The sequence below is a fragment of the Pseudoalteromonas sp. APM04 genome, from assembly GCF_022809815.1.
GTDB classification, from domain to species: Bacteria; Pseudomonadota; Gammaproteobacteria; order Enterobacterales; family Alteromonadaceae; genus Pseudoalteromonas; species Pseudoalteromonas marina.
On sequence record NZ_CP094441.1, the window covers coordinates 1,165,876 to 1,185,476 of the forward strand.

The window sequence follows — 19,601 nt, forward strand, 5'->3', positions numbered from 1 at the left end:
AATTAGGATGCAAAAGCAAAGTGCACATTTTTCATTTGGTGACAAAACTGAAATTGAAGATTTAGGCAATGGTTTAAAGCGTCAAATGTTAGGTTTTAATGAAGAGCTTATGGCCGTTAAAATTTGGTTTGAAAAAGGCGCAATTGGTTATAACCATGCTCATAGACACTCACAAGTAACCTATGTAGTTGAAGGTGAATTTCACTTTAACATTGACGGCGTCACTGAAATTTTAAGACCCGGTGATAGCTGTTTTATTCCCCCGTTTGCAGATCATGGTGCTACATGCCCAACAGGTGGTATTTTAATCGATACTTTTAGTCCAGCTCGTGAAGACTTTCTTGAGGAATAATTATGCAACTTAAAGGCTTACGCTGGTGGGTTATTGCGTTAATCGCGTTAGCAACCATCATTAATTATATCGACCGCCAAGCACTTAGTGTGCTTTGGCCGGATATTGTAGAAGAAATGTTTCCTGATGAATCAGCATTAGAACGTAAACAAATATACGCAAATATTTCCATCGTGTTTGTGTTTGCCTACGCATTTGGCCAAGCTATTTTTGGTAAAATATTTGACTGGGTGGGCACCCGTTTTGGTTTTGTTTTATCAATTGGTGTGTGGTCATTGGCAACCATTGCGCATGCATTTGCACAAGGTGTTTTAAGCCTGAGTATTTTTCGTGCCATTTTAGGGGTAGCTGAAGCCGGTAACTGGCCAGGTGCTGCCAAGGGAAACGCTGAGTGGTTCCCAACTAAAGAACGCGCACTCGCACAGGGTATTTTTAACTCTGGTGCTGCAATTGGTGGCATTATCGCTATTCCTCTAATCGCTTACTTAACAGTGTATTTTAGCTGGCAAATGGTGTTTGTTTTTGTAGGTACCTTGGGTTTTCTATGGTTAGTTCCATGGTTAATTTTAGTAAAAGCGCCACCAGGTTCTCACCCTTGGATAAGCGAAGAAGAGCGCGAGTACATTTTAACAGGTCAAAGACGTGTTGATGACAACGGCGATGTAACAGGCGAAGATGAAGAAGAATATAACCCTTCTACTGGCGAGTTGCTTTCACGTAAACAAAGCTGGGGTGTAATTATAGCTTCTGCGGCGATTGACCCAATCTGGTGGTTATTCGTTTTCTGGATCCCTATTTATCTAAACGAAGTGTATGCCATGGACGTTAAATCTATTGGTATATATGGCTGGGTTCCTTATGTAGGCGCAATGTTTGGTGCATGGTTTGGTGGTCTACTTGCTCAAAATAGACTTAAATCAGGTTGGAATACGGACAAAACACGCAAGCTCACTATTACACTTGGTTGTTTAATTATGCTTCCTGCATTACTGGCTATGGCTAACCCAGGTGGACCAACAACAGCTGTTCTGATCATGGCCGTTATTTTGTTTGGCTTTCAAACTGCTATTGGTAATGTTCAAACTTTACCAAGTGACTTACTGGGCAAAAAAGCGGTAGGTACTTTATCTGGTTTTTCTGGCATGGCTGCAAAACTAGGTGCGGTAGGTCTTACATCACTTGTACCAATATTAACCGCTGATGGTAATTATGCTCCGGCATTCATAATTGGTGCATCACTTGCCATTATAGCAATGGCTGCAGTGTGGATTTTAATCCCTAAAATTGAACCTCTTAAAAAGCCTGATTAATCTGCTTTAACTGCTATGCCAACACGGTAGTGCTTGTGCATAGCAGTTAGTTACAAAGGATACTTTCAAAAATGAATACTATTTATTTTATGGGTGAATGCATGGTAGAACTCAGGGCTATGAGCGCTGCTACGTTACATCAATCTTTTGCAGGCGATGTATATAATTCAGCTGTATATTTGAAACGTTGTTTTCCTGAAGTAAGCACATCTGTAATTACGGCTTTAGGGCAAGACAACCTAAGTAAAAAAATGCGCGAACGCTTTGAAAGTGAACAGCTTGATACACAGTATGTATTTAGCCACGAAAGCAAAGTGCCCGGCATGTACTACATTGAGACAGATGAGCACGGCGAGCGAAGCTTTATTTATTGGCGAAGTGATTCTGCGGCTAAAAAAACAGTTGAGTTTTTAAATGCCGAGTGCGTTGACCAATTATGCCAAGGTGATATGTTTTTCTTCTCAGGGATCTCTTTAGCCATCATAGATGAAACATCGCGTGATCAATTCTGGAAGGTTTTAGAGCAACTAAAAAGTGCTGGGGTTAAAATTGTATTTGATCCTAACTACCGAGCTCGTTTATGGGACAGTGTAGAGGATACTAAAGCGCAGTATCATTTAGCATTTGGCCTTGCAGATATAACTCTACCAGGAGTTGAAGACCTAACAACATTATATGATGTTCACAGCGCTGAAGCGTTAATAGAGTACTTAAAGCCATATCAAATTAATGAGATTGTGGTTAAAAATGGTCCAGAATCTGTTATTACACAACAAAACAACACACTTCAAACCCACACAATAATACCTGTCAAGACGGTGGTGGATACAACGTCAGCGGGCGATGCCTTTAATGGTGTTTATTTAGGCGCTCGACTTTCAGGTAAGTCAATTGCGGCAGCAGTTCAACTTGGCGCTAAAGCAGCCGGAGCTGTGATTCAACAACCGGGTGCAATTGCACCAAAAGATGTTTTTCAACATGCAATGGTTGAAGCTGGTATCTAATAAAATTTAAGGCCTCCATACCCCGGCCAAACTACTTAAAATAAAGGAACAACGTTATGACTCGCTTTTCTGAACTTATGTCAGGGCAAACTCTGCTACCTATAATTCAAGCTGATACCCCAGAGCAGGGTGTTCAAATTGCAAAAGCTATGGCTAAAGCAGGCCTTACTTTGGTTGAAGTTGTGCTAAGAACAGACGCCTCAATTGATGCTTTAAAAGCGATTAAAGAGCAAGTCCCAGAGCTAAAAGTTGGCGCCGGTACCGTTATTAACGAAGCTATTTTACAGCAAGCAATTGAAGCCGGTTCTGATTTTATTGTAACCCCAGCGGTATCTCCTAAATTACTAACTGCACTCACAAAATGTGGTGTTCCTGTTTTACCCGGCGTATCAAATACCGGCGATATTCTTATGGCGCTAGAGTATGGCTTTGAGGAGCAAAAATTATTCCCTGCATCGCTAGCAGGAGGGGCTCCGTTTGTGTCGGCTGTATCGAGTGTATTTAGAGCGGTTAGCTTTTGCCCAACGGGTGGGGTAAGTGAAAGTAACAAAATGGATTATCTTTCTTTAAATAACGTATTTGCTGTAGGTGGTACATGGGTTGCTAAAAAGGAATGGGTTGCACAAGAAAACTGGCAAGCTATTACAGACTCATGTATTCAAGCAATAAAATAGCAGGGAGCGCTAAAATGAACGATTTATCTCAAACTATTTTACCTGGCGTAATAGTGGGTGACGAGGTAAGTGCAATATATAACCATGCGCGTGCTAAACAGTATGCGCTGCCAGCTGTAAATGTAGTTAGCACAACCTCAATTAATGCAACTCTTGAGGCTGCGAAAGAAATGAAGTCACCGGTTATTATTCAGCTTTCAAATGGTGGTGCACAGTTTTTTTGTGGTAAAGGCCTATCATTACCAGAACAACAAGGAGCAGTACTTGGTGCGGTGAGCGCAGCTAGGTATGTACATAGTGTTGCGGCGCACTACGAGATCCCCGTTATGCTTCATACCGATCACGCAGCCAAAAAATTATTACCATGGATTGATGGCTTGTTGGATGAGGGTGAAAGGCATTTTAGATTGACAGGTAAGCCGTTGTTTAGCTCACACATGATCGATTTATCTGAAGAGCCGCTAGAAGAGAACATAGAGATATGTGAGCGCTACTTAGCACGCATGGCTAAAATAGGGATGACACTAGAAATTGAGCTTGGTTGTACAGGCGGAGAAGAAGACGGTGTTGATAATTCTCACCTTGATAGCTCAGCGCTTTATACGCAGCCAGAAGATGTTGCTTACGCTTATGAACGCTTAAGTGCTATTAGTCCTAATTTTATCATTGCCGCTTCTTTTGGCAACGTGCATGGTGTTTATAAACCAGGAAATGTTGTCCTTACGCCTACTATTTTAAAAGACTCACAAGCATATGTAGCGAAAAAATTTAACTTACCGAGTAATTCAATTAACTTTGTATTTCACGGTGGCAGTGGTTCAGAGGAAGAAAAAATTGCAGAGTCATTAACGTATGGTGTAGTTAAAATGAACATTGATACCGATACGCAGTGGGCATGTTGGAACGGTGTTTTAGATTACTACAACAGCAACGAGGCCTACCTACAAGGTCAAATTGGTAACCCTAACGGTGATGATAAACCTAACAAAAAGTACTATGACCCACGCGTGTGGCTTCGTCACTCTGAGCAGCATATGGTAACAAGACTCATCCAGTGCTTTAAAGATCTTAATTGTGTAAATCGGTATAGCTTATGAAAAGACTCAATACAGTATTAAAAGAAGATGGTGTAAGAACGGATCTAATTTTACTTATCCGTACTATTTTAGCCACAAGTAAAGAGATTGCGTTTAGGGTTGGTCAAGGTGAACTTGCAGGTGTTTTGGGTTCCACAATGAATGAAAACGTTCAGGGTGAAGTTCAAAAAAAACTAGACATAATTGCCAACCAATTACTTAAAGATATTCTTCTTGACGACAGCTCTGTAAGAACCGTTGCCTCTGAAGAAGAAGATCATGCGGTTGGTGGCCACCCTGAAGGCACTTTTATTGTTGCTTTTGATCCACTCGATGGCTCTTCTAATATCGATGTAAATGGTCAAATAGGCACAATATTTACTATTTATTTGGCAAGAGACGACGTACCTTTTGACAGTGATGAGCAGTTTAATCAACCGGGTGTAAGCCAAGTGTGTGCAGGCTATGTATTATATGGCCCTTCATCATTGCTCGTAATGACCACCGGTGGGCCAACACGCTGTTATACCCTTGACTCAACACATGGTGGGTATTTACTCACTAATCCACAACTACAAATTCCTTCGCAAAGCCGAGAGTTTGCCGTAAATATGGCAAATTATCGTTACTGGGATGAGCCTACACAAGTGTACTTTGACAAGTTGCTTTACACATCTGAAAGCTTTGAAAAAAGCTCAATCCGATGGAATGCGGCAATGGTAGGTGATGTACACAGAATATTATGTCGCGGTGGCTTATTTTTATACCCGCAGGATAAACGCGTTGGTAATGACAATGGCAAAATTAGGCTTTTATATGAAGCCAACCCGCTTGCAATGCTCGTAGAAAATGCGGGAGGCAAAGCCACATCGCGTGGCGCTCGAATTTTAGATATAACTCCTGACGATTTACATCAACGAGTTCCCGTTACTTTAGGTTCGATTGAACCCGTTGATTATTTTAACAATTCAGCGCTAAGCTAATTCGATATCCTTCACTTCGGTTATTTAGTAACAGAGAAAGCTTTTCTCTGTTACTTTCCTTTTCAACTAATTACTTATCTTCTTGTTCTTGCAATTCTATTAATACGCTCATTAGTTAAATAGTCATTTGTATTTTAGTGTCATTATTGTAAAGCCAATTGGTAAAAATTTATTTTTTGTCAATGCTGATTTTTGTACATTTATGCATCCTTTAAATAGGTTGGTGGGTTACTTATGTGCCTTGTATAGGTAAAAAGGTACATTGAGTTCAGTAAATAAGCTGGAAATATCATTTCTATTGTGGTTATATGACCAAGTTGGTTAACAAATTATTTTCAAATAAAGTAAATTTGGTAACAACTAATATGATTATTTGGTAACACACACAATAGCTGGCCAAATATTTAACCTATAAAATGGAGAATAGAGGCATCATGAATTTAAAACACTTTGCACTATGCGCTATTGCAGCGGCAATAGTTGGTTGTGACACTGACGCAAACAACAATGACAACGAACTGGGCTCTATTGCTCTGTCAGGAACAGCCACAAGCGGTCAAACATTAACAACAAACGTGTCAGATCCTGATGGTATATCAGGAACTGTTTCTTATTTTTGGTATGCAGATAACGAAGTAATAGAAGGCGCTAATAGCGCATCGTTTACACTTACGGACGATCAAATTGGTTTAGCTATCAAAGCTCAAGCTAAATATACTGATGATGGTGGTGTTAACGAGTCACATATTTCAGATCCGACCTCTGACGTAGCAGCCATTGCATTTCCAGCAAGCGTAACAATAACAGGTGATGCACTTATCGGGTCAGAGCTGACCGCGAATGTTGAAGACGAAAATGGTTTTGATAGTTTAACAGTCGTATACGAGTGGTTGGCGGATGACGTAGTAATTGAGGGAGAGGTTCTTTCGTCACTCATGCTTACAGAAGCACAGTTTAATAGCGTGATCACCGTTACAGCATCGTTTGAAGACGATCGTGGGTTTGCAGAGTCAGTGACGTCTGTTGGCACTGCGCCTGTTGCGCGTGTTAATGCGCAAGGTGATGTAGCAATTAGTGGCACACCCACAGTGGGTAATACGCTTAGTGCTGATATTACTGATATGGATGGTGTTTCTGGCGAAGTCACTTATCAATGGTTTGCTGACGATGAAGAAATAGTTGGTGCAACCCAAAGCGAATATATTGTAGAGGCTGCTTTAATTGGGCAAGCTGTATCGGTACAAGTGACTTATACAGATGACAATGGTTTTGTAGAAGATAATACATCAGAAAAAACAATTCCCGTATCGGCTGTTGCGGTTGATGAAGCAGGAAGTATTACAATTATAGGCACATCACCTTACTTAGTTAGCGGTGAATTAACAGCGCAACTAACAGATAATAATGGTATTGAAGAAACAAATGTTATCTACAGCTGGTTTGCCGATGGCGTTGAAGTAGCCGATACAAATAGTAATACGTTTTCACCTGCGGCATATGCGGGTGCAATTATATCTGTGAGTGCTTCTTATACCGATAACGACGGATTTGAGGGTTCTGTAAGTGGCTCACTAGAGACGGTAATTTATTCCCAACTTGTTAGCTCACCAACAGAGCTACTAAGTGCGGTAAGTGGCGGCCTTGCTGATGGTGATGTTGTTGGCCTTAATACCGGTGTTTACGCTGATATGGATGAAGTTTTACTCACCAGTGGTGTAACGCTTCGCGCTGTTGAAGAGCAAACGCCAGTTATTAGTGGCGAAGTATGTATTCACGTTGCTTCAGGTGTAGAAGGTGCAGCGCTAACAGGCCTTACGTTTAAAAATATAGATACAAAATCAGGCTCATTTTGTGAAACCCAAGAAAGTGCAATTATTTATTCTGAAGGGAATAACTTCGAGTTTACTCAAAACACAATGGATGGCGATGAAGCCGAGTTAAATAATTCGACTTACCACTGGTTAATGATCAAAGGCACGGGCGCGCTAATTGAGCGAAATACATTTAGTAATCGTGATAATGCTGAAAATGGCTCCGTTATTAAAATTGCTTCATCAGGCAGCGACCATGTTGTTCAATACAATTTATTTAGTGGCACCAGTGCGAATCCAAATTTTGGTAACTCAAGCCTTCATTTAATTAATGCGGGTAGTACTACCGGTTCAGATGCAGCTGACGATGCAAACTTTACTATTCAATATAACCGAGTAGAAAACTTTGTAACCGGTCGTCGTTTAATGCGTGTGCAAACATCGGGTGCAACTATCAAAGGTAACACTGTGGTTAACCCTAATGGCGGGATTTCACTAGAAGATGGTGGTTTTAATAACGTGACAGACAACGTTATTATTCGTACTACTGATATTGCAAGCTCTAGCGATCGTCCTGCTGGTGTGCTAATTACACCGCTAGGCCACACAGTTAGTAACAACTACATTGCAGGTATTCGTTCTGGTAATAAAGAGGCTGGTGGAATTGTATTTACAGCAAATCCATTCTCTCAAGCTGATGGCGGTATACCAAACTCAGGCAACCAAGCTGTATTAGATGCAGCGGGTGACTTCACATTAACGGTAACTAACAACACTGTTTTGAACTCTCAGCAACCAATCGTGTTTAGTACTGAAATAGGTTCTCGTGCCCCTGTGGGTGATTGTGATGAACTTACAGTTGATAATGCTCCTGTACTCTATGGCTTAACTAAAAATGCATTTGTCATAAACTTTGATGGAAACCTTATTGCTAATGGCTTAGGTGATCAAACTGATGCAGATACCATTGAAAGTAGCGCCTTAACACAAGGATTATTCTATCCAAATACGCTTGATAGCGACCATGCTTTTGAATACGACTGTGATTTAATCAAGCATGATACATCAGTATTAAGCAACAACTTTGGTTACATGGATAGCCGTGTATCTGGTGATACAAGTGGCGATTGGGTTGCAATCAGAAACCTAAATGGTAACGGCTCATTTGATACCGATGGCGCTATTGATCAAGACCCAGCTGCAAACGGTAAAGAAATACTTGAATATGTATTCGCAGCAAGCACATTACTTGAAACCGACCCAGCAGGTTTACAAGCTGTGGCAGGTGCAAAAGGGCTTTACTACATTCAAGCGAGTGATGTAGGTGTTGGCTCAACATGGGTTGCTAATAACGACTAACCTAAGTAAACACTCTTAATTAAAAAGCCCCTTTTTTGGGGTTTTTTTATGCCTGTGAGTAAAATATGACCGAAAAATGCGTTTGCTTTTCTAATTATTTTTCATTATAACGCCGCCTGACCCCTTGGTAATACTGGTTTGTGAAAATTGGTATTTTAATTGGTAATGCTTTGGTTGTAAAATTGGTTGATCATACTTGGTTACTTGAGTATATTAACAACAGTTGTCACATAACTTATACAGATGAATAACAAGCCAACACACAACAATCACACAACAATAACCAACGGAGCATAAAAATGTCGTTGAAGTCTTCAAAAAATAATAAAATGCGTTCAGGTCAATTCGCACTGAGCCCGGTAGCTAAATGGGTACGAACAGCCGCTATTGCCGGTGTAGCAAGCTCATGTGTATTTTCAGCGCACGCACAACAAGAACAAGCCAAAGCGACTGAGGTCGAGCCTGATGTAGAAATCATCAGTGTTACAGGTACACGCAGAACAATTCAAGATCAAATAGCCATAAAGCGCGAAGCCACAACCGTTGTTGATGGTCTTTCTTCTGAAGATATTGGTGATTTACCCGCTTTATCGATAGGTGAAGCACTAGAGTCTATTACAGGCGCAGCATCGCATCGTGAAAATGGCGGTGCGACAGAAATTACCATTCGCGGCCTAGGCCCATTTTTAAGTGCAACACACATAAACGGCCGTGAAGCGACCAATGGTAGCGGTGACCGCTCAGTAAACTTTTCACAATTTCCATCAGAACTTGTAAAAAAAGTAGCTATTTATAAAACCCAAGATGCTTCGATGATTGAAGGTGGGGTTGCGGGTGTTATCGCACTTGAAACGGTTACCCCACTCGATTATGGCAAGCAGCGTTTGCAAGGTGAGGTTAAACTTAACTACAACCCTGACGAGAGTAATGTAGATAACTCACTACAAAGCGATTTAGGTTATCGTGGCACATTTAGCTATGTTGACCAGTTTGAGTTTGATAATGGTCAGGCAGTTGGCTTTTCTTTTGGTGTGCAACGACAAGATATTTCGCAGCCAGAAGCAGAATACCGAAGCTCTAGCCCATCAGGTTCGTCTCTTTGGGCATGTTTAAATGATCCAACAAATACAAATGAAGGTTTTTACCGCAGTAGTGCAGGTGATTGTGAGGATCAAGTAAACGGAAGTAATAACCAAGGTTATGACACAGAAATTGACCCTGACACAGGCAAAGCCGTGAGTGATGGTACTCCATACGCATGGACTGGCAGCAGCCGAAGCTTTCGTCAAAACGAAACGTCAGACGAGCGTGACGCGGTATTTTTTGCCTTTCAGTACCAGCCGTCTGCAGAATGGGATATTAATTTTGATAGCCAAATTTCTGATAGAACGCAACGAGAAGCACGCCATGATTTAATTTTCTTACAAAAGCGCGCAACACCAGGTGTAACCGGCCCATCACTTGTCACTAACGATGTAGGCGGCATTTTACATTGGGAAGGTGAAGAGCGTATTGAGTCTGCTGGTGAGCAATTTTCTCGTGAAGAAAACTACCGTGGTTACGGCTTAAATATCGAACATACTGTAAATGATAGACTGACCATAGATTTAGATTTAGCGTATTCAAAAACTTCGCGTGAAGAACTGCAAATTTCTAACCGAGGCAGAACCGCTGGACGTAATTATTTCTCGTGGGATATGGGCGATAACATTCCACATTTTACGCTTACTGATTTTGACGTAACAGATATATCTAATTTTACAGACAGCTTAAGAACGCGTATTGACCGTGAAAACGTGAGAGATAACAAAGTTGTGTCTGCTCGTTTAGATTTTGACTATTTAGTTGATAGCGGTATGTTCACCACAATTCAAGGTGGCGTCCGTACCTCAGAGCTTAGCTTTACACAATTTGGTGGAACGAACGGTAACGGCTCTCGTAATCAATTTACTCTAGGTTCAGGTGCTGAAGCGCTCGATGTGCTTCAAGGTTGTCAAATTGATTTTCCTGAATCAGGCTTTTTGTCTAGTGTGTCAGATGGAAATATCATCACGCATGTAGATAGCGATGGCAATGTGGTAGAGACAGGGACAGGCTCTTCATGGGCGACTTACGATAATGAGTGTTTTTCTCAAGCCGTTGTCGCGTCTAATGAGGGTGGAGTATTTGAATACCCTGAGGTTGAATACCAAAACGCAGGAACTATTGACGTAACTGAAAAAACAACGGCTGCTTACTTAATGGCTAATTACGATACAGAAATGTTTGGTAAGTTTATTCGTGGTAACTTTGGTTTGCGTATTGTCGATACTGAAGTTACATCAATTGGTTTTAGAAATAGTTTTGACGTTGTTACCAGCGATACAGGGGTTCTTTCTCTTGTTGAATCAGACACTGGCACACTTGATAAAATAAAAGGGGGCGGTGATTACACCAAGTTCTTACCTAGCTTTAACTTAGTGGTCGATTACAGCGAAGATATTTTATTACGTGCGGGTATTTACCGTGGTATGTCGCGTGCAGACCCTTCTGATTTAGGTTATAGCCGCTCTTTTCAAGAAGACACATCTGATACGGCCACTACAATTAGTGACTTGTTAGTGGGTGTAAACGGCTCTGGTAACCCAGATACGCAGCCTCTAATGTCATGGAACTACGATGCAGCATTTGAGTGGTACCCTAATGAAGATTCAATTTTTGCATTAAGCCTATACTACAAACAGTTCCAAGGCGGCTTTCAACAGCGCACAGTTATTGAAGACTTTGTTGTAGGGGGGGAAACCGTTTCATTGCCTATTACAAATTCAGTAACAAACGACGAAGAGAGTGAGATTTTAGGCCTAGAAACATCATTCTCATACCGTTGGGACAATGGCATAGGCGTTAAGTTTGGTTATAACTATGCCGACACTGATTTTGAATTTGAAGACAGCCTATACGGTGATACATTTGTAACAGACGTTGATGGCAATACAACTCAGCTTAAAGAAGGCATTGTTGAGCCAGGTTCTGTACCTGGGTTTTCTAAGCATGTATTTAGCAGCCAACTTTATTACCAAATAGGTGGCTTCGATACTGCGGTTATTTACAAATACCGTAGTGAGTATTTCCAACCTTATACAAGCAATGGCACACGCTTACGTTATGTTGATTCGGTAGGCGTATGGGAAATGCGTGCATCGTACAAAATTAACAAGCACTTTAGAGTTAAAGCAGAGGCAATTAATTTATTTAGTGCTCCTAAATCTCAAGACTTTTTTGTTGAAGATAACTTAGGTGAAGTAAACGATTACGGCCCACGTTTATTCTTAGGTTTAAGTTATAAACTGTAAAAGTTAGTAACTTATAAAAACCCCCAATTGGTTTAACTAATTGGGGGTTTTTTTGTATCTACGTGGATGTGCACACCTTTATCACTGACTTTTCTAAACTAAACCATCTAAACTGATCGCAGATTAAGTTCCATTCAACTTTTACAGCCTTTGTTGTAAGCCAAAAAAACTTCTTTGCATTTTTATAAGCGTAAATACGATTAGTCTGCTTTATGTTTGTACCTTTTTATTCTAGCCAAAAGTCTAACAGATCTTAATTGGTTAACCAATTTCGGGGCTTTTTATACTTTTATAATTAAAAGCTTTCAATTTATAGCTAAATAATATAATGGAATAATGAACTTAAAAATACAACTTAACTACTACTATAGTGCTGCATACCTGATTTGAAAACTATATGTATTACAGGTGGTTGTATTTTTTTCTTACATTGTTGTAGTTGTAAGGTATGGGGAATTTATTTTTGGTAATAACAAATTTGAATTATTTTATAATATTTGACTTACAATATGGTTGACCTTTTTTGTTTTGAGTGTAAATATTCAGTTAATCTTTTGTAATACACTAGTTCACTTTTGTATGAAAAGTAACAAGTAGCATAGCGTTTCACACACACAGGAAAAAACTATGAATTATAATTTATCAAAAATCACACTGGCGGTTATATCTGCAACAGCTATGAATATATCTCTCTCTGTTCATGCGCAAGAAGAGACCAAAAAGGTTAAGGATGATCTGGAGGTAATTGAAGTTTCTGGTATACGTCAGTCTTTAACTAATGCACTTGCTGAAAAACGTTCAGCAGACAGCCTTGTAGAAATTATTCAGTCAGAGGATATTGGTAAGTTACCTGACCAAAATTTAGCTGAAGTACTTGAGAACGTAACGGGTATTCAAATTACACGTCAAGCAGGTGTTGGTACCGGTGTTCAAATTCGTGGTACCGATGCAAACCGTACTGAAATAAACGGTGTATCAACAGTCGGTTCAGGTTCTGGACGCAGCGGCATTAGCTTTGAAGATGTGTCAGCGTCGATCATATCTAGTTTAGAGGTCATCAAATCTCCTGAAGCTAAAACAATTGAAGGTTCTGTAGGTGGAACGATAAATCTTAAAACAATTCGCCCACTTCAACTAGGTGAACAATTAGCCACAATTAGGGTGCAAGGCGAGAATAGTAGCCTAAGCACTGATAGCGGTTTACAACCTCGTTTTTCAGGTACCTTTGCAGATAATTGGGAAGGTGACTTTGGTAAATTTGGTGTTTTAGTCAGTGGCAGTTATGCCGAGCAAGATGTGACTGCATTTCGCCCTCGTGCGGATAGAGATAACATAATTACCGCTGATAGCGGGGTCGCGAGTGCACAGTCTTTCGACTTTTTGCCTATCCAGTTCTTTGTGCAAGATTACGATAACTACGAATACGAAACTAAAAACTTTGTAGGGACATTAGAGTGGGCACCAAACGATAATACTAAGCTATATTTTGATGCGGTTATAAACGATCAGGAACGTCGTCAAGAGAGCTCTCGTGTTCAAGCGTCGGGTGTCAGTGCATTGAATGACATTTCGGTTCCTGATGAATTTGAAACAATTAATCTAGGTTCTTTAGGTGGAACTAATTTAGGTTCAATTCAAGCGGCTTTACGCGGTGTAATCCCAGTTAATTTAGCAAATGATGATGACGATCCAAATTTACGTTTTTCGAGTGATACAAATTCTCGTGTTACCGACAGTAATATTTTTAGGCTTGGCGGTGAATGGCAAGGTGATAAATGGTTTGTAAGCGCTGAGGTTGCGTCGTCATCTTCTGATACAACAACACCAAGCTTTAATACTACACTTAACTTCATTAACCCTAATGCACCTTTAGATGCTGGTGGCGGTAATGATAACAGTGTGCCTTTTGAATACGACCTGTCAGGTGGAGCACTTACTTTTGGTATTGCACAAGGTGCTGAATATGCGCCTACGGTTGAGCAATTACTTGACCCTGCAAATGTACTACTACGCGACGTAAACATTGGTCAAGATACCGTTGAGAACTCTGAAGATGCGTTCCGTATAGATTCAACATATTACACAGACTCAATAGTTACCTCTGTTGATTTTGGTTACCGTTACAGCAAATCGGCGAGTAAGCAAAACGAGATCACGTCGAGTGTGGGTTTGCGTTCAATGGCAGATAGCCCAAGAGGTGATTTATTCGCTGATCTTTTAGTTGCGGGTCCTGATAACTTTAATGAGGCTGATGGCCGCTCGTTATATATTAGCGACTTTTTACTTATTGACCCAGAACTCGTGGCATCAGACCCAGATGCAGTACTTGCAACACTTCAGCAAGCATTACAAACTCATGGTTCTAGCCGCACGCTAAACGCACCAACGTCAAGTTCTTCTGGCTTTTTTGACATAGAAGAAATTACCCACGCTTTTTATGCGCAAGCTAACTTTGAATACGACATGTTCCGCGGTAACTTTGGTTTACGTTATATTCAAACCGATGTTGAATCGACAGGTAACTCAGTAACACAAGATGGCAGTGGTAACGAGCTTGTAACGCGGATTACCAATGAATCAGATTATAGCTTTGTATTACCGCGTTTAAACTTAGTTGCCGATGTGTCAGAAGATGTAGTGGTTCGCTTTGGTGCAGGTAAAGACATTCGTCGTCCAGATTATAACGACTTATCTACTTCTATTACTTATAGCACGAGCCCAAATGATGAAGTTGAATTTGGTAACCCAGCACTAAAACCAGAAGAAGTATTATCTTATGATTTATCAGCAGATTGGTACTTTACTGAAGCGAGCGTATTTAGTGTAGGTATTTTCCACAAAACGCGTAAAGAGCTTCATGTTAATCAGTTAACATCGCCGGTAGAAGACCCAGTAACAGGCTATCGTGATTTAACAGACCCATGTGAAGGGGGTGGCATATTTAACCCAATTGCAGACATTAACGTGTTTGGTCCTGAAAATGGTCGTGGTGTATGTGTAGGTACTGAGACAAAAGTAAACGACACTGGCGAAACAACCCAAAAAGGGATTGAGTTTGCGTTCCAGTATGATCTATCTAGCTTTGAAAAAGATTTAGGATGGGCGTCGGGTTTTGGTGTTTTAGCTAATTACACAATTCAAGAGTTCTCGGGCGGGGAAACAGTCAATAAGGCTACTTCAAGAGCGAGTAACGTATTTGCTGCAAGCACCGGTACACCGGGTATTGAAGTAAGCGAAATACAAGGTTTGCTTAACTTATCAGAAAATGCCTATAACTTTACTCTATACTACGAAAAGTTCGGTTTATCGGCACGTATGCGTTACACATGGCGCGAGGGTTACCGCTCAAACGATTTTGGTAGCACGTCAAGCTTCCCATGGGGGTTCCCTGTAGTGCAAGAGGACCGTGGTCAGCTTAATGCAAGTATTAGCTATGATGTAAACGAGCAGCTTAATATTGGCTTAGAAGCAGTAAATATTACTGAGTCTGAAATTAGTCAGTCATGTGTTAACGAAGGCTCGCTACTATGTTTCCAAGGTCTTACTGACCGTCGTATTACGTTTGGTGCTAGTTACCGTTTTTAAAATTTATGTTGAAAGTGTGTAGCCTTTGAACGGGCGTTAAAAGCAAGCCATTACGGCTTGCTTTTTTTTGCAATTAAATTTGATGTTAACAGTGCTAAAAAATGTATTAAAGAGAGCAGCCGTATAGCAAAGCGTTTGCCTGGATACTGATCAGGTTTAGGTGTCTTAATAATAACTGTTTAATTGAGGAGGGTATTAAAAGTTTAACTTGCGAAGTAACGCATCATTAATTTAGTACGAATAGTTTTTAATTACTTTTATTTTTCTAGTTTTAACCTATCTTTTTATTATGAACTTAATTTTTATGAAAAAATTATGAAAGATATTAGTGATTTAAATTTTAAAAACCTACTTGAATACGCTCAGGTAGGTGTGGTTATTCATAATTGGGATACATCGATTGTTTACATAAACCCGACGGGATTAGCGTTATTGAAATTAGACTACGAGCAAGCAATTGGAAGAGATATCTACGATCCTCATTGGACACTCATCGACGAGCAAGGCAACCTCATGGCCGTTGAGGACTATCCCGTTAATGTTGTTAAATCAACAAGAAAGAATGTGGTCAATAAAGTTTTAGGTGTTGTTGGCGGGTCAAGTAAGGAAATAAGCTGGTTTATGGCCAATGCTTATTTTGAAGGACATGACGATGATAAAAACTTTATTGTTGTAACCATCACTGATATTTCTGATGCTAAGCAGCAAATTTCGTTTCACGATGTAGTAGAAAATACGCAAGATATGGTGGTTATTACCGATGCAAAAAATATTAAGCACCCTGAAGGGCCTAAAATAGTATACGTAAATAAGGCTTTTGAGGCACTTACTGGATACAGTTCGTCAGAGATAATTGGTGAAACACCCAGAATTTTACAAGGCAACTTAACCGACCCCCAAGCTAAGCAAAGAATTTATTCTGCATTAGAGCGTCACGAAGAAGTAACTGAAACACTGCTAAATTATGACGTGAGAGGAAGGCCTTACTGGGTTGAAATGAATATTATCCCGTTGAAAAATAAATTTGACGAAGTCACTCACTTTGCAGCAATTCAACGAGATGTTTCAAAAAGTAAATTTCAAACAGAACAGTTAGAAAAACGAAATAAAGATTTAAAAGAGTTAAAAGTTAACCTAGAAAATTTAGTACAAGAAAGAACGTTTGAATTACAACAAGCTAAGTCTCAACTTGAAAAAATAGCGTTTTTTGACCCATTAACTGGAATTCCTAATCGTCGCTTTTTTTCTGACCAGGTTAATAAACTGGTTAGGTCTAGTATTCGACACGGAGGGCCAGTGGCATTTGGAATATTTGATGTTGATAACTTTAAATTAGTGAATGATACCTATGGCCATAATGTGGGTGACCGTTTACTGGTTGAATTAGCAAATATATTAACGCACATACTCAGAATTGATGATGTTTTTTGTCGCTTTGGTGGTGAAGAGTTTGCTTTTGCTGTTATTTTAAAAAAAGTTGACGATACTGAACGCGTTGCCGAAAAACTTATAAATGCAATTAGAAATCTTAAAGTGCCAGTTGAAGGTGAAAACACAATAAATGTAACCGTAAGTATGGGGCTAAACGTGGTATCACCAAACAATAGCACTGACATAGATGATCACATAAAAAAATCAGATGCGGCAATGTACCAAGTTAAAAAGTCTGGCAAAGATCGTTATAAAATTATTTATGAACCATAAGATAAGTTGGGTTATGCAGTGTTACTAAGCTAATAAGTATAACTTTTCACAAGTTAGGTACTCACTCTTTTACATTTATAAGGCGTTAAAATATCGCTTTTATTGTGCTAATTTTGTTGGCTACATTGCTTGGGCGATAAGCCGTACATTCTTTTAAATTCTCTGCTGAACTGAGAACTGCTTACATAACCCATTTCCATGGCCGCAACGTTGACGTTGGTTCCTTGTGTTATTTTCATGGCAGCATGATTAAGCCTCATTGATTTGACAAATTGAATAGGGGACATGTTAGTTGCTTGTTTAAATTTACGATGGAATACAGCACGGCTCATACCTATTTGGCTAGCCATGTCTTCAATGGTTATGTTTTCATGCAAATGAGAGGATAAAAAGGCAATTGAACGTGCAATCTCGTTACCCACACCAAATGCCCGTTTAAACGCATAGCCTGCTTGACCTTTTAACAGCGCGTAATATAGCTCACGCAAGCGTGCTTTTTTCAATATGGCTAAATCAACAGCATCGTTGCCAAGAAGTATGGCGAGTCGCTTCTCATGAAGACTATAAAACCTTAGAGATAGCTATAGGAATAGATAAAACAGAGATAACTAAACTTGGCTGGCGTGAACAAGACGACGTAGTAATTACGTTGAATGCAAAACAACCCGACACCCTGTTTTAGCGTTTTAACCAGTTGCAAGTAAATAAATTCGTCTTTTCTGCTATACCTGCGGCGCCAAGTTAGGAAATTGGTATATCACTCAGAGTATGTATACTGAGTTTTGGACAAGCACCAATGAATACTATTAAACCCACTTAATAAAGCCTCTTCAGCAATATTTACCCTCGACTAAAAATAGAGAGTTAACAACGCGTTTAACGCTTGAATTGAAAATTTTATTTGAATTTGTGATTTTTTCGCAGTTGCTGCGAATAACTAGGTAATAAATTAAGCAGATATTACTTTAGGGCCGGTGTTTGCATTTAAATAGTATTTAGAGCACATAAAAAAACAAAGCCATAAAAAGGGCTAGAGTGCTTTATGCTATTAGATAAATAAACTTTAACGCCTCAATATTATGAAATTAAGAAAAAGTGATGGATTTACCAGTAAATGAACACAACTAAAAAAACGCTATTTGCTCAGGCAATGGAGCAACATAAAGGCATTATTTATAAAATTGTGAATTCTTACTGCCAAAACAAAGATGACCGACAAGACTTAGCCCAAGAAATATTAACAACAATGTGGCTAGCTTATGATAATTACAACAATGCTTATAAGTTTTCAACGTGGATGTACCGAATTTCGCTGAATGTAGCTATATCTTATTACCGAAAAGACAGTCGGCGAGAAGATAAAGCAAATGAAGAGTGCATAGTGAAGATTGCTGACTTATCGCAAGAAGATGAGAGCAACGAAGTGGTAAAGCAGTTATATGACTTTATTGGCCAACTCGATAAATTAAATAAGGCGATTATGCTCCTTTACTTAGAGAGTGAATCTTACGAAAGCATAGCCAATAGCTTAGGGATCAGTAAAACCAATGTTGCTACGCGAATTAGTCGAATTAAACACACATTAAAACTTCAATTTGAAACACGGGATTCTTAACATGAATTTAGATAACTTTAAAAGCGCTTGGCAACAACAAAGCACGGGTACACATAGTGCTATTGAAATTAATCAAGCAAAGCTTGCTGAAATAAAAATAAATAAACAAATAAAAGTGCTTAATAAAATTAAATGGGCACGAATAATTGAAAGCTGTGTGTTTCTTATTATTATTGTACTGTTGTGGAAGTATATTGCTGCAGGCTTTACTTTTTCAGCGCCAATCATTTCAGGCTTTGTCCTCAACCTGTTTGCCATTATTGGGCTTGCGGGAAATATTGGTCAAATTGCTTTAATTTCAAGCATTGACTATTCAAAACCAGTTAACCAACTACAAAAAGATTTTTACCGTGTTTGTTCTCATAAATTAGAATTGACCAAGTTGCTACTTATGTCAGTTCCCTTTTATCTTGCTTATGTTTTTATTGGGTTTGACCTACTTTTTGGAATTGATTTATATCAGTATTTAGAGCTGCACATGATTTGGTTTTACTCTTTGTCGTCAGTATTGCTTTTTATAGCTACAGCATGGTTATTTGCTAAATTAAATTATAAGAATATTTCTGAGAAATGGGTTAATGCGAGTGTTCAATTTATTGTTGGTAAACGTTTGGTCACTATGGCTGAGTTTTTAAATAGCTCTGAGTTAATAGAAAGTTAGTTATCAAATGCTGTGTTTGTGTAGAAAATAGTTAATGATTTTTTTGCATAAACTCTTTAGATAATTGATTTTTTCTGCAATTAAGCTGCCAAATTTTTACATCGCTTCTATACTATGTAAAACGCGTAGTTAATG

13 protein-coding genes and 1 pseudogene are annotated in these 19,601 nt (G+C 39.4%); 13 read left to right on the forward strand and 1 reads right to left on the reverse strand.

Going from position 1 to position 19,601, the window contains the following annotated elements:
* Nucleotides 1-7 precede the first annotated feature (7 nt).
* The 10 genes from MTP24_RS05580 to MTP24_RS05625 all read left to right on the forward strand — a co-directional run bounded on the left by MTP24_RS05580 (nucleotide 8) and on the right by MTP24_RS05625 (nucleotide 17,190).
* Nucleotides 8-352: a cupin domain-containing protein gene (locus MTP24_RS05580; protein ID WP_006794594.1), complete on the forward strand. Its 345-nt coding sequence runs from the start codon at nucleotides 8-10 to the stop codon at nucleotides 350-352.
* Nucleotides 353-354: 2 nt separating this feature from the next.
* Complete coding sequence (locus MTP24_RS05585; protein WP_243533152.1) at nucleotides 355-1,662, forward strand: MFS transporter; 1,308 nt, start codon at nucleotides 355-357, stop codon at nucleotides 1,660-1,662.
* Between the two features lie 71 nt (nucleotides 1,663-1,733).
* The gene (locus MTP24_RS05590; RefSeq protein ID WP_243533154.1) at nucleotides 1,734-2,666 is read left to right on the forward strand and encodes a sugar kinase; all 933 of its coding nucleotides are present in this window, start codon (nucleotides 1,734-1,736) and stop codon (nucleotides 2,664-2,666) included.
* 56 nt (nucleotides 2,667-2,722) lie between these two features.
* Entirely contained in the window at nucleotides 2,723-3,340 is a 618-nt protein-coding gene (gene eda / locus MTP24_RS05595) for a bifunctional 4-hydroxy-2-oxoglutarate aldolase/2-dehydro-3-deoxy-phosphogluconate aldolase (RefSeq protein WP_006794597.1), read from the forward strand.
* A gap of 14 nt (nucleotides 3,341-3,354) precedes the next feature.
* The gene (gene fbaA / locus MTP24_RS05600) at nucleotides 3,355-4,437 is read left to right on the forward strand and encodes a class II fructose-bisphosphate aldolase (RefSeq protein WP_243533156.1); all 1,083 of its coding nucleotides are present in this window, start codon (nucleotides 3,355-3,357) and stop codon (nucleotides 4,435-4,437) included.
* The gene (locus tag MTP24_RS05605; protein WP_243533158.1) at nucleotides 4,434-5,399 is read left to right on the forward strand and encodes a class 1 fructose-bisphosphatase; all 966 of its coding nucleotides are present in this window, start codon (nucleotides 4,434-4,436) and stop codon (nucleotides 5,397-5,399) included. The genes fbaA and MTP24_RS05605 overlap by 4 nt, the downstream gene beginning before the upstream one ends.
* Nucleotides 5,400-5,833: 434 nt before the next feature.
* On the forward strand, nucleotides 5,834-8,569 hold the full coding sequence (locus MTP24_RS05610) for a poly(beta-D-mannuronate) lyase (RefSeq protein ID WP_243533160.1): 2,736 nt from the start codon (nucleotides 5,834-5,836) through the stop codon (nucleotides 8,567-8,569).
* 299 nt (nucleotides 8,570-8,868) lie between these two features.
* Entirely contained in the window at nucleotides 8,869-11,901 is a 3,033-nt protein-coding gene (locus tag MTP24_RS05615; protein WP_243533163.1) for a TonB-dependent receptor, read from the forward strand.
* Between the two features lie 627 nt (nucleotides 11,902-12,528).
* Nucleotides 12,529-15,486: a TonB-dependent receptor gene (locus MTP24_RS05620; protein WP_243533165.1), complete on the forward strand. Its 2,958-nt coding sequence runs from the start codon at nucleotides 12,529-12,531 to the stop codon at nucleotides 15,484-15,486.
* A 315-nt stretch (nucleotides 15,487-15,801) separates the two neighbouring features.
* The gene (locus MTP24_RS05625) at nucleotides 15,802-17,190 is read left to right on the forward strand and encodes a sensor domain-containing diguanylate cyclase (RefSeq protein ID WP_243533167.1); all 1,389 of its coding nucleotides are present in this window, start codon (nucleotides 15,802-15,804) and stop codon (nucleotides 17,188-17,190) included.
* A gap of 107 nt (nucleotides 17,191-17,297) precedes the next feature.
* Here MTP24_RS05625 and MTP24_RS05630 read toward each other — a convergent pair.
* A pseudogene (locus MTP24_RS05630) lies at nucleotides 17,298-17,729 on the reverse strand (AraC family transcriptional regulator); the annotation flags it as partial.
* Between MTP24_RS05630 and MTP24_RS05635 the strand changes: the two are divergent.
* From MTP24_RS05635 to MTP24_RS05645, 3 genes are all read left to right on the forward strand, one after another.
* Entirely contained in the window at nucleotides 17,681-17,872 is a 192-nt protein-coding gene (locus MTP24_RS05635) for a hypothetical protein (RefSeq protein WP_243533171.1), read from the forward strand. The pseudogene MTP24_RS05630 and the gene MTP24_RS05635 sit on opposite strands and share 49 nt — an antisense overlap.
* Nucleotides 17,873-18,304: 432 nt before the next feature.
* Nucleotides 18,305-18,805, forward strand: a complete 501-nt coding sequence (locus tag MTP24_RS05640) for an RNA polymerase sigma factor (protein WP_243533173.1) — start codon at nucleotides 18,305-18,307, stop codon at nucleotides 18,803-18,805.
* A gap of 1 nt (nucleotide 18,806) precedes the next feature.
* A complete protein-coding gene (locus tag MTP24_RS05645) occupies nucleotides 18,807-19,466 on the forward strand; it encodes a hypothetical protein (protein ID WP_243533175.1) in 660 nt (219 codons plus the stop codon).
* Nucleotides 19,467-19,601 lie beyond the last annotated feature (135 nt).

Bases quoted from the DNA above. Each gene is read 5' to 3' on its own strand.
- MTP24_RS05580 (WP_006794594.1), top strand. From the start codon at position 8: ATGCAAAAGCAAAGTGCACATTTTTCATTTGGTGACAAAACTGAAATT.
- MTP24_RS05585 (WP_243533152.1), top strand. From the start codon at position 355: ATGCAACTTAAAGGCTTACGCTGGTGGGTTATTGCGTTAATCGCGTTA.
- MTP24_RS05590 (WP_243533154.1), top strand. From the start codon at position 1,734: ATGAATACTATTTATTTTATGGGTGAATGCATGGTAGAACTCAGGGCT.
- eda (WP_006794597.1), top strand. From the start codon at position 2,723: ATGACTCGCTTTTCTGAACTTATGTCAGGGCAAACTCTGCTACCTATA.
- fbaA (WP_243533156.1), top strand. From the start codon at position 3,355: ATGAACGATTTATCTCAAACTATTTTACCTGGCGTAATAGTGGGTGAC.
- MTP24_RS05605 (WP_243533158.1), top strand. From the start codon at position 4,434: ATGAAAAGACTCAATACAGTATTAAAAGAAGATGGTGTAAGAACGGAT.
- MTP24_RS05610 (WP_243533160.1), top strand. From the start codon at position 5,834: ATGAATTTAAAACACTTTGCACTATGCGCTATTGCAGCGGCAATAGTT.
- MTP24_RS05615 (WP_243533163.1), top strand. From the start codon at position 8,869: ATGTCGTTGAAGTCTTCAAAAAATAATAAAATGCGTTCAGGTCAATTC.
- MTP24_RS05620 (WP_243533165.1), top strand. From the start codon at position 12,529: ATGAATTATAATTTATCAAAAATCACACTGGCGGTTATATCTGCAACA.
- MTP24_RS05625 (WP_243533167.1), top strand. From the start codon at position 15,802: ATGAAAGATATTAGTGATTTAAATTTTAAAAACCTACTTGAATACGCT.
- MTP24_RS05640 (WP_243533173.1), top strand. From the start codon at position 18,305: ATGAACACAACTAAAAAAACGCTATTTGCTCAGGCAATGGAGCAACAT.
- MTP24_RS05645 (WP_243533175.1), top strand. From the start codon at position 18,807: ATGAATTTAGATAACTTTAAAAGCGCTTGGCAACAACAAAGCACGGGT.